Source organism: Actinokineospora sp. (assembly GCF_050699995.1).
Taxonomy (GTDB): Bacteria; Actinomycetota; Actinomycetes; order Mycobacteriales; family Pseudonocardiaceae; genus Actinokineospora.
Window position 1 is genome coordinate 1 of sequence record NZ_JBOHGC010000130.1, and the last position, 1,873, is coordinate 1,873.

General features: G+C 70.3%; 1 protein-coding gene. It reads right to left on the minus strand.

Annotated elements, in window-relative coordinates; translation table 11 throughout:
- Positions 1-1,873, minus strand: a 1,873-nt coding sequence (locus ACRDSQ_RS07685; RefSeq protein WP_431419977.1) for a right-handed parallel beta-helix repeat-containing protein, incomplete at both ends; no start/stop codon positions are given.

A 1,873-nucleotide genomic window follows, 5' to 3' on the forward strand; every position in this document is an offset into this window, starting at 1 on the left:
TGCCCGTCCCCATCGAGGTCGAGCTCGATGCGGGCCGGAACGGGCCCTCCGAGCAGGGAGAACGACGTCGTCAGCGGCACGCCTCCCGTCTGCGGATGCGCGCGGAGCGCCACGGCGTCTTCGCCCACCTCGGTCACCGTCACGGTCACGGTGTGGCTCGCGGTTTCGCCTGACTGGGTCGCCGCGACGGCGGCAAGCGCAACGGACGGCGCCGTGACCGGCACCATCGCGGCGAATGAGCCTCCCTGGATGGCCGCCACCACTCCATTGACGGTGACACCGACCTCGGTACCACCAGAAGCGACCGTACCACGAACGAGCAGAACTCCCGAAGGTACGGTGGCATTGGACGTCGGCTCGGTGATCGCCACCTCCAGGCTCGAGACGGTGAAGCTGCGGCGGGCGGGAGTCGGATCCTCGTTGCCGGCCTGATCGCGGGCCTTCACCTCGAAGGCGTGTGGCCCCGCGACGAGGCCGGAGAGTGTCGCACTGGTCGCCGCCGCGAACGGCGTGAACTCGCCGGCATCGAGACGCCACGCGAACGCCAGGCCGGCCGCCGGCGTCAGGTTGTCGGTCCCGGCAAACGTGAAGGTCGCGCCGGATCCGCTGATCGGCCCGTCCGGCCCCCCGGTGATCTGCGTGTCCGGCGGCGTGTTGTCCACGAGCACGGTCCGGCTGGCGGTGGCCGAGTTCTGAGCCTCATCCGTCGCAACAGCCGTGAGCGTGTGAGTACCATCCGCGACGCCGCTGCTGGTCCAGCTGGCCGTGGCCGTGACCGCGGTGGCCAGCGGGCTTGGGTCGAGACTGGCGGTCAAGGGCTGGCTGTCCGCCTGCATGGTCAGGGCGGCCACGCTGCCGCTATCCGTGGCCTGTGCCTGGACCGTCACGGTCCCGCGCACGTGAGCATTCACGGCCGGCGCCTGGAAGGCGACCGTCGGCGGCTGTGCGTCGAGCCGCGCCTCCGCCGCGCCGATGTCGAAGCGAGGGACGCCGCCCGCGGTCCCGGCCACCGGCCGAGCGGATTCGGCGAAGTAGTCGGCTTCGAAGCGGGGGTTGAGCTGGGGCGTCAGCGGAGTGCGAGGGTCGAGGCCGCGATCCACCAGCGGGGAACCCGGCGCCGGCGTCGGGTCGTCGTCGAGCGTATTCACCAGATCGTCGGCACCGGCCAGGTCCCGGTAGACCACAGCGGCATCGTCGCAGCCGGGACTCGCCGTCACTCCGGGGCCCTCGGTGCCGGTCGGCGTGAGATTCGCGCCGTCGATACCATCCAGCACCGGTCCGGCGATCTCGCCCAGACGGTTTCCACAGACCAGATTGTTCCGCAACACGATCGTCGGCGCCGGGGGTACCGGCCCTGTCTCGCGCCTCACGCCGACTCGGCCGCCGGTGGAGCCGGCCTGGGTGCCGTTGCCGGTGATCGCGTTGCTGACGAGCAGCAGCACATGCGCCCGCGTGGCGCTCACTCCGTTCCATCCGTTGCCGTGAATCGTGTTCTGCACGATGGTGTGCGGGCCACCCTCCGCGTCGACCGTCGCGATCCCGTTCCGGCCGTTGGCGATGATCACGTTGTTGAGGATCAGCGTTCCGACATTGCCCGCGGCGATCGTGATGCCACCGTCGCACTCGGGCCCGCCGTTACCCAAGATGCGGTTGCGCTCGATCCGGATCGCGGTGTTCTGATTGCGCCCGCCCAGCAGCGCGATGCCGGCACCGCCCGCGCCGGTGATCGTCAGCCCGCGAATCGTGATGAAGCGAGACTGCTGCAACCGGATCGCGTGCCCGCTCGCGCATTGATGGACGACACCGTGGAGCACGACGCTTCCGACCGGCGCGGACGGATCCGCCTGGATCACGATCCGGCCGCTCTCTGATC